We start from the raw sequence: 254 nt of genomic DNA on the forward strand, positions 1-254 counted from the left end.
GCACCAGAGTGGTAAACGGATAATCCGCCACTTTCGGTTTAGCCGCCGATACCGCGCGAATAAAGGTCGATTTCCCCGCGTTTGGCATCCCCAACATACCGACGTCAGCCAGCAGCATCAGCTCCAGCAGCAGCTCACGCTTATCACCCGGCGTACCGTTGGTTTTCTGCCGTGGTGTACGGTTAACGGACGATTTGAAACGGGTATTGCCCAGACCGTGCCAGCCGCCCTTAGCAACCAGCAGACGCTGACCG

At 57.9% G+C, this 254-nt stretch carries 1 protein-coding gene; it reads right to left on the reverse strand.

Annotated features, from left to right (window positions below; translation table 11 throughout):
* Nucleotides 1–254 (reverse strand): GTPase (locus tag SB765_RS31735; protein ID WP_410932770.1); only part of this gene is annotated, 254 nt, incomplete at both ends.

This window comes from Pseudomonas sp. SIMBA_067, from assembly GCF_046534675.1.
GTDB classification, from domain to species: Bacteria; Pseudomonadota; Gammaproteobacteria; order Pseudomonadales; family Pseudomonadaceae; genus Aquipseudomonas; species Aquipseudomonas putida.